Raw genomic sequence first — 8,238 nt, 5'->3', positions numbered from 1 at the left:
GGCAAGCCCGCTCCCACAGTTTCGGCGGTGTTCACCTATTGTGTGTTCACCGAAGATCCCTGTGGGAGCGGGCTTGCCCGCGATGGCGTCAGACCATTCAGCCAATATTCAAAGGCTAGGCTGTAGCAATCGCCCGCTCGATATCCAGCGACCTCTCCGCCAGCATCAACCCCATCTCACTCATCTGATAAATCGCCATCGCCAGATGCCGCTGCTTGTCGTCCAGGCTTTCTGCCAGATCGAGCAGCAAAATGCTGACCGAGGAAAAGGTTTCGTAGGTCTGGATGATGAGGGCTTCGGGGTTTGCATCGGGTACGACGGTGAACATCTTCATGGATCGTTCCTCGGTGGTGCGTTCTTCGGCAAAGCACGGTTTAGTGTTTTCCCGTTTGAGATAGTGATCGAGGGCCCTGTCGGCAGCTTCGTGGAGTTTTCTCGAGTCGAGGGTGCTGTAGGGCGAACTGGAGGTGGTTTTGAGTGGGTTGGGTCGGGGCGTTATCACGGTTAACTCCTTGTTGGGGCTGCCACCGATTCGGAAATAACGAAAGGGCGGCGATAGGAGAACCTTATGTCGGGACGGACACCACCCACAATCAGACTGGTCGCTGATATTTGTAGGCAGATGCGCTTCATTCTGTAGTCATTAGCGCAGTTATTCGCGAAGCCTGATGGGAGAGACAACAAGCAGATTACCGGCCATAAACGTCAGTTTTTACATGGCAGAGCTTATTGCCCCTCGTTACTACACGATCAGGAACATCGGGTAATGCCTAGGAAAAACTACAAAAACTGAAGGTTAGCTAGTCATTAAGATCAGGCTTTTTGGGGATCTGTGAATTTTTAAAATCGGTGGAGATAGAAATAAGTGCCAAAGAGATAAAATCTTGGTTTACATCTAGCGTTTGTAAGGCGCATCGGATGTTATCCGCTGTTTCGGCAGCCCCTTGCTGCGCCACCCAATTCGATAGCTCCTCTACAGCGGCACACAATGCCAGTTGGTTCTCATTGATCTGCGTTAGCACTGAAGCGAATAGTTTTGTCTCGTCCATGATTGATTCCTTGTGGTAGAGCTATCAGATTGTTGGGTGGGACAGCTTCTCGTAATTACTTTGGGGTGGGAGCTAGTCATACGTGCTCGCACATCATATTCATATCGTGACATGACTATTTTCTATGGGATTGGCCATTACATCGTTCCAGCTTTTTTCCATCCCATATACCGCGTCACCATCTCGGCCCCCAGTTCTGAGGGCCGAGCATCCAGCACCGGAACACCATGAGCACTCAACTGCTCATGGAGCTCCGCCCGTACATTCATATAATCCACTATCCCGCAATAGGCCAGCGCCTCGGGCAATGTTTGTACCGGCGCGTGCCGCAGACTGTCGAGCACCTCTTCGCGCAGGCTGCCCACCAACACCCGATGCTGACGGCTCAGCCGTTTGACGGCGGTCAGCAATTCCTCGTCGTCTTCATCCCTCAAGTTGGTCACCAGCACCACCAGTGCCCGGCGTTTTTGTCTGGCCAATAACTGGTTGGCGGCGACCAGATAGTCGGCGGGGCATTGTGTGCTGTCGAGATCGTAAACGCTGTTGAGTAACACGTTGAGTTGGCCAGTGCCTTTGACCGGGGCGAGGTAGCGCGGCTGATGGCTGGCGAAGGTGCTTAGGCCCACCGCATCGCCCTGACGTAGCGCGACGTAGCTGAGCAGCAGGCAGGCATTGAGCGCGTGATCGAAATGCGAAAGTTCGCCGTCTTGGCTGCGCATGCGCCGCCCACAATCAAGCATGAAAATGATCTGCTGATCACGCTCGTCCTCATACTCACGGGCAATCGGTGTGCGCTGGCGTGCCGTAGCTTTCCAGTCGATCTGACGCAGGCTGTCGCCTTCGCGGAATTCGCGCAGTTGATGAAACTCCAGACCCAGACCGCGTCTCTGGCGTTGGCGCACGCCGAGCTGGCTGAGCCAGTTATCCACCGCCAGCAGTTGGCCCCCGTAGAGGCGGGCGAAGTCGGGGTAGACGCGGGTGTTGTCGACTACGTTCAGTAAACGTTTGCCTGACCATAGGCCCATTGGGCTCGGCAGGCTGATTTCGCAGTGGTCGAAGGTGAAGTGGCCGCGCTTGAGTGGGCGCAGGCGATAGCCGATCTGGCTCTGTTGGCCGGGTTGCAGTTCGACGGACAATGGAAGGTGTTCGAAGTCCAGGCCGTGCGGGACATGGTCGAAGATGTGCACGTTCAGCGGTTGAGCAAAATCGTGCTCGACCTCCAGTCGCACTTCGCCCCATCGACCGAGCGCCAGGCTGCCGGGCATTTGCCGTTGCACGCGGGGCGAGGGCAGGCGTTTTAGGCGGATGGCGTCGAGCGTCGCCAGGGCCAGCAGCGCTAACAGCAATCCCCAGTTGATCGACAACAGGCTCGATGGAACCTCGATGTCCAATGCCCGCAATGCGCCCAGCACGATGCCGATGGCCAGCAGGACTGCGAGCCAGATCAGCAGCAGGCGAGAAGGCTTCATCAGCGCACACCTTTTGTGGCGAGGGAGCTTGCTCCCGCTCGGCTGCGCAGCAGTCGTAAAACAGATAGACGCGTTTTACCTGACATTACGCGTCGACTGGTTTTGGGGCTGCTTCGCACCCCAGCGGGAGCAAGCTCCCTCGCCACAGGGGGGCGGTGCAGGAATGTGGTCACAGGCGCGGCGCCGGCACTTGATCGAGCAGTTGCTTGAGCACCTGATCGACTTCCAGCCCTTCGATGTCCAGCTCCGGGGCAATTCGCACACGGTGACGCAGAACGGCCAGCGCGCAGCCTTTGATGTCATCGGGAATCACAAATTCGCCGCCGCGCAACAAGGCCCGGGCGCGGGCACAACGTACCAGGGCGATTGATGCGCGTGGCCCGGCGCCCAGGGTCAACCCCGGCCAGGTCCGGGTGGTGCGGGCCAGGCGCACGGCGTAATCGAGTACCTGATCGTCCATGGGCAGATCACTGGCAATGCGCTGCAAGGCCAGCACGTCCTTGGCTTGCAACACGGTGCGCAACGGTTGCACATCTAGCATGTCGGCCCGGGTCGAACGGCTGACCTGGCGTACCATGTCCAGTTCCTGCTCGGCATCGGGGTAGTCCATGCGCACCTTGAGCATGAAGCGGTCGAGCTCGGCCTCCGGCAACGGGTAAGTGCCTTCCTGTTCAATCGGGTTTTGCGTGGCGAGTACCATGAACGGTTGCGCGATGGGCAGGGCGCGGCCTTCGAGGGTGACTTGGCGTTCCTGCATGGCTTCAAGCAGCGCCGCCTGGGTTTTCGCCGGGGCGCGGTTGATCTCATCGGCCAGCAGCAGGTTGGTGAATAGCGGGCCTTTGCGCAGTTTGAATTGCTCGGTTTGCAAGTCGTACACCGCGTGCCCGGTGACATCGCTGGGCATCAGGTCCGGGGTGAACTGGATGCGTGCGTATTCACCGCCGAAGCAGCGAGCGAGGGCACGCACCAACAACGTCTTGCCCAACCCCGGCACGCCTTCGAGCAGCACATGGCCGCCGGCGATCAGGGCGGTGAGCACATCGTCGATCACGATGTTCTGGCCGATCACGGCTTTTTGCAGTTCCGTCCTTACTGCTTGAGCCAACTGGCTGGCGCGCTGGCGCTGCTGGGCGGCGTGGGTCTGTGTGCCGGGCTCAATCTGTTCAGTCATAAGGCATTCCTCAAGGTTTGCAGGTGGGCGACCTGACGGCTGAATTCAGCGCTGGGCAGCCGCTGCTTCGGTCGCGGGCTCATGGCCTGGCTGATGGCGCGTGTGGGTTGGCCAGTCAGGCGTGCGAGCACCAGCCATTGTTCGGCAACGCCGAGTTGTTCAAAACCGGGATGACGGTGACGGACACGACGCAGGATGTCTTGTTGCAAGGCTTGCAACAGGCTGTGCTGACCGTTGTGACGGAGCATGAAATCGGCATTGGCACGCAGGTGTTCCTGAAGCTGGCGGCGGGCTCTCGTGGCCGGCTCCAGCAACGGGCCGTTACGTACGCCAACATGCCAGAACCCGAAAATGATCAAGGCGATCAGGGCCACCAAGGCTTGTGGAAAGTAGCGCCACAGCAAGGTCAGCAAGCTGTCGTGATCGGTATTAAACAGCAGGGTCACGTCGGTGTCGGCCGTCAGGTACCACAGCAGCCAGGCGTTGTCGTACTGGTCGATGGCCGGGGTTTTCCAGAGGTCGGCGTCGGTGACCACGGTGATCGAACCCTGCCCGTGACTCAGCTGCATCATGTGCGTGGCCTTGCCGCTGTTAGCCCAGGCCTGGGCGAGGTTTTTCGGGTCGTCGAGGTGGAACGCGGTATCGAAGCCGGCGTAGGCCGGCGCCTCTTCATTTTCCAGATAGAGCTTGGTCAATTTGGGGTAGGGGTCGTCGAGGAGATCGGGTGGCGGGTCCTTGAGGTCTTTACTCAGGGACTGGTGCACCTGCACCCGGTCGAGCAGCAGGTCATTGCTCTGACCGGTCTTCTCATCCCACAGGGCTTCGGCGACGAACAAAAGACGCCCACCGGCCCGGGTCCAGTTCAACACCTGATTCACCTGTCGCGGCGACATATTCGTCCGATCGCCGAGCAACAACAAACTGCGCTGATGTGGCTCGAGCGTCGGCAAGATGTCGAGGCTGTTGGCATGGTTGACGGTCAGGCCCTGTTTGCGCAGAAAATGCTCGGCCGCCAGATAGGGGTTGGCCTGGGCTTCGGGCGATGGGCCGTGATCGATTTCTGCTGGATAGGGTATGGCCTTGAAGTACAGGTAAACACTCAGCGCGCCCACCAGCAGGGCGATGAACGCACCGACCGAAAGCCACAAACGCCGGTTCAACGGACCGCTCCCGGGCCGAATAACGTGCGCCAGCCGTCACAGAGTTCCTGTTGCAAATGAGCGGGGGGCAATCGATGCCCATACGCCATGTTTTGCCAGTGCCCGGTTAGGTTTTTACTGAAGGCCAACAGGGCAGGTTGCTGCAGTTGTTCGACGCGCTGAAGAACTTCGCCTTCGGTGTCGGCGGGTTTGAGCGCCATGTTGAAGTCGTGCAGCAAGTGGCTGAGCAGGGCGCGATAGAGCAACCCGAGGGCTTCACGGGGATGGGTCTGCCAGAGGCTTTCGGCGCTGGCGGCGATGTCGGCGGGCAGGGTTTCGCGGTTGAGGTCCAGGCCGAACGCCTGCTGCGGTAACGGCCGCGCGGCTTTGCGATTCAACGTGGGGCGGCGGCTGACAAAGGCCCGCAGCCAGTCGCGGTAACGCCAGATCAACAGCCCAATGGCGCCGATCACTGCGCCCCACAGCAACACTTCGATCAGGTTGGCCAATACGCCGAAGCGTTGGCTGTCCAGCAAGCTGAACAACGCCTTCAGCCAGGCGGGCGTTTGACCATCGCCCGCAGTATCGGGGGCGGGTTTGTCTTCGCCAAAACGATAACGCGTGACCGTTTCCTTATTCTTGAAGGGAGGCTGATCGAGGATGGCCTTGATGCTGTCCCGGGATGCCTGGCTGGTCAGTGGCTGGTCGAGCAGGCGCGCAGAGTCCGGTGAGATAACCGGTTCGGCGGCCCAGACGCTTTGCACCGTCGGCACCAGCAGGATCGCGGCCAGCAGCAGCGTGACGACCGAGCTGGTCATGCGCTGGCGCAATCGGCGAAAGACCAGTTCGATATCCCAGGCTTCCAGCCGCGTGCGCCGGTTCAGATAAAGGCTGAAACCGCAGGCCACATAGATCGGTTCCCAGACAATCAGCACCAGAACGTAAAAGGTATTGGTCAGGTGTTCCAGCCAGCGCCAGTCTTGGGTGGCGGCGGTAATCAAGGTCTGCCAGCCCCAGTCGAGTTCGATCTGTTGTGGCAAGAGCATGTAGAACAGCACCATCAAGCCGATCCACAGCGCGGTTTCCAGATGCACGCCGATGATCGTCAGCCACTGGGCGGCGCCGGCGTTACGCTGCAGCAGTACACGCAAACGTTGTTGGCGTGCTTCGTCCGCCAGACCTTCGAGTTGCACCACCGGCATCAGAAAACTGCGGCTCAGGCTCAGGCGGCGCCAGGTCAGGCTGGCCAGCAATTGTGGCCTGAGCAGACGCGGCCATTGGCGCAGGGCCTGTTTCAGCGTGGGCGTTTCGCCGAACATGGCTTTGGACAGGATGTACAGCGGCAGCCGATCGAACGCCGGTTTGAGCCACCAGAACAGGAACACGGCGAGGGAGGGTGAATCCCACAGCAGCAAGGTGAGCAGGGCGAAGATCGGCAAGGTCATGATGGCCCAACTGGTCATCAACAAGCGTCGATGACGCTGACTCAGCAGCACTCCCAGGTCCATGGCTTCCCAGGTCGTGCGCGGGCGGATCACCACACTGGCATCACTCAGGCGCATGGCGAGTTCGTCCGGCAAACAGCAGATAAGTCGCCACCAACAACCAGAGCGCCGCGCCGACCAGGTATTTGGTCAGCGGCGCGAGCCCGGTCCGCGACGACCAGTAGGCTTCGATAAACGCCGCAATCAGCAGAAACAGCATGACTCCACAAATCAGCAACACGCTCTTGCGCGCCGCCAGTTGCAGGGCTTCGGCGCGGGGCAAACGTCCCGGCGCGATCAACGCCCAGCCCAGTTGCAGGCCGGCGGCGCCGGCCAGGGCGATGGCACTCAGTTCGAAGGCGCCATGGCCGATCACGAACGACCAGAAGGTTTGCCCATAGCCGATGTGCGTCAGGTGTCCGGCCACCGCACCGATCATCAAACCGTTGAAGAACAGGAAAAACGCGCTGCCCAGGCCAAACAGTAAACCGCTGGCGAAGGTCTGAAAGGCGATGCCGATGTTGTGCATGATGTAGTAACCGAACATCACCCAGTCTTCGCTGGCTGCCCGATCTGCCAAGCGCCCCAGATGACCGGCGGCGGGGTCGTACATGCTTTGCATCTCACTGACCTGCTCGGCCGGAATCAGGTTGTAGACCAGCTCCGGGAACAGATACACCAGCAACGCGAAGCCGATCAGGCTGCCAAAAAATATCAGGCTGGCGGCAAACACGAAGCGCCACTGCTCACGCACCAGTCGCGGGAAGTCGGCGAGGATGAAACTCAGTACGTTGGCACCCAGTCGACTGCGATGCCGATAAAGTTGTTGATGCCCGCGCAGAGCCAGTTGCTGTAATGAGTCGATCAGGAAACTGCTGTAGCCGCGCTCCTGAGCCAAGGCCAGGTGTTGGCAGAGCCGTCGATAGTCGCTGGGGAAACTGGCGACTCCTGAGGCGCTCTGGCCTCGTTCCAGCCGTTCAAGCATGAGTGCAAACTGCTCCCATTCGGCGCTGTGGCGACTTTCGAAAAGGCTTTGTTTCATGTGGGGCCCAACAGGCCACGGGCGATGCCGTTGAGTTCGGCCCTCGCCTGTGGCGTCGATACCTGCAACGGTTGCGCGAGTATCGAGGCGAGTTCGTTGGCCCGCGCCTCGGAGAGTTCACCCTGGCGTTCGGCAAACCCGAGGATGGCGCGTTGCTCGGTCAGCGTCAGCGCGAAAGCTGCGCGCCGCGGTGGGACGTCGGGCAGCTGCGGTCGGGTGAGCGGTTGTTCGCGGTAGATCACCAGCGTACCGGCGGCCAGGTCGCCGAGGCGTTTGAAGGAGGGGTGTTGCAGGCAACTGATCGCCCCGAGAAAGTAGCCGAACGGCAACATGTCGACAAACCGCAGCAGGTTGCGCAGCAAGGACGCGGACCAGCCGATCGGCGTGCCATCGTCATGCACTACGCGCAACCCCATCCATTGCTTGCCCGGTGAGCGGCCCTGATTGAGCACTTCGAACAGCACCATGTACCACCAGCTCATCACGAACAGCAGAATCGAACCCAGCCCGGCGCCCAGTTTTCCCAGAAACGCCAACACAACAAACAGCAGGCCCAGAATCACCCCGCGCAGGCCCAGGTCGATGGCGAACGCCAGCGCACGTACCATCAACCCGGCCGGGCGCAGCGGCAAGTCGATGCCTTCGGGCGTTTCGACGTGATACCGCGTGTCCAGTGGCGGGGCCAGCGTCGCGTTCCTTTGCAGTGCTGTGGTCTCGAGCATGGGCAACCTTGATGTGGCCTGGTCCGGATTCGATCTCCGTTCGATGCTAGCAGCCTCTTGGGGGAAAACGACATAACTATGTATTGCACAGTGAGTGGCCAGAGGTGATTGAATGACAAGAACTCTGGTCGGGGCGTCCTGTGTGCGCCTAGACTTCGCCGG

Annotated in this window: 8 protein-coding genes; all 8 read right to left on the bottom strand. The window is 60.0% G+C overall.

Annotated features, from left to right (window positions below; genetic code table 11):
* Positions 1 to 115: 115 nt before the first annotated feature.
* Entirely contained in the window at positions 116 to 502 is a 387-nt protein-coding gene (locus PMI18_RS08535) for a DUF6124 family protein (RefSeq protein ID WP_007903877.1), read from the bottom strand.
* Between the two features lie 298 nt (positions 503 to 800).
* Positions 801 to 1,049: a hypothetical protein gene (locus tag PMI18_RS08540; RefSeq protein ID WP_007903874.1), complete on the bottom strand. Its 249-nt coding sequence runs from the start codon at positions 1,047 to 1,049 to the stop codon at positions 801 to 803.
* A gap of 137 nt (positions 1,050 to 1,186) precedes the next feature.
* On the bottom strand, positions 1,187 to 2,518 hold the full coding sequence (locus tag PMI18_RS08545) for a DUF58 domain-containing protein (RefSeq protein ID WP_007903872.1): 1,332 nt from the start codon (positions 2,516 to 2,518) through the stop codon (positions 1,187 to 1,189).
* Between the two features lie 169 nt (positions 2,519 to 2,687).
* Positions 2,688 to 3,689, bottom strand: coding sequence for an AAA family ATPase (locus PMI18_RS08550; protein ID WP_007903869.1), 1,002 nt, complete (start codon positions 3,687 to 3,689; stop codon positions 2,688 to 2,690).
* The gene (locus PMI18_RS08555) at positions 3,686 to 4,849 is read right to left on the bottom strand and encodes a DUF4350 domain-containing protein (RefSeq protein WP_007903867.1); all 1,164 of its coding nucleotides are present in this window, start codon (positions 4,847 to 4,849) and stop codon (positions 3,686 to 3,688) included. Before PMI18_RS08555 ends, PMI18_RS08550 begins: the two co-directional genes overlap by 4 nt.
* Positions 4,846 to 6,390, bottom strand: coding sequence for a DUF4129 domain-containing protein (locus PMI18_RS08560; protein ID WP_007903866.1), 1,545 nt, complete (start codon positions 6,388 to 6,390; stop codon positions 4,846 to 4,848). The genes PMI18_RS08555 and PMI18_RS08560 overlap by 4 nt, the downstream gene beginning before the upstream one ends.
* Positions 6,377 to 7,354 carry a stage II sporulation protein M gene (locus PMI18_RS08565; RefSeq protein WP_007903863.1) on the bottom strand — a complete coding sequence of 326 codons (978 nt, stop codon included), beginning with the start codon at positions 7,352 to 7,354 and terminating at the stop codon, positions 6,377 to 6,379. The genes PMI18_RS08560 and PMI18_RS08565 overlap by 14 nt, the downstream gene beginning before the upstream one ends.
* Complete coding sequence (locus PMI18_RS08570) at positions 7,351 to 8,076, bottom strand: RDD family protein (protein ID WP_007903856.1); 726 nt, start codon at positions 8,074 to 8,076, stop codon at positions 7,351 to 7,353. Before PMI18_RS08570 ends, PMI18_RS08565 begins: the two co-directional genes overlap by 4 nt.
* Between the last annotated feature and the right edge of the window lie 162 nt (positions 8,077 to 8,238).

Source organism: Pseudomonas sp. GM102 (assembly GCF_000282555.1).
GTDB lineage: Bacteria > Pseudomonadota > Gammaproteobacteria > Pseudomonadales > Pseudomonadaceae > Aquipseudomonas.
Note: the sequence above shows the minus strand (reverse complement) of the source record. Positions and strands in the feature narration are given on the sequence as shown.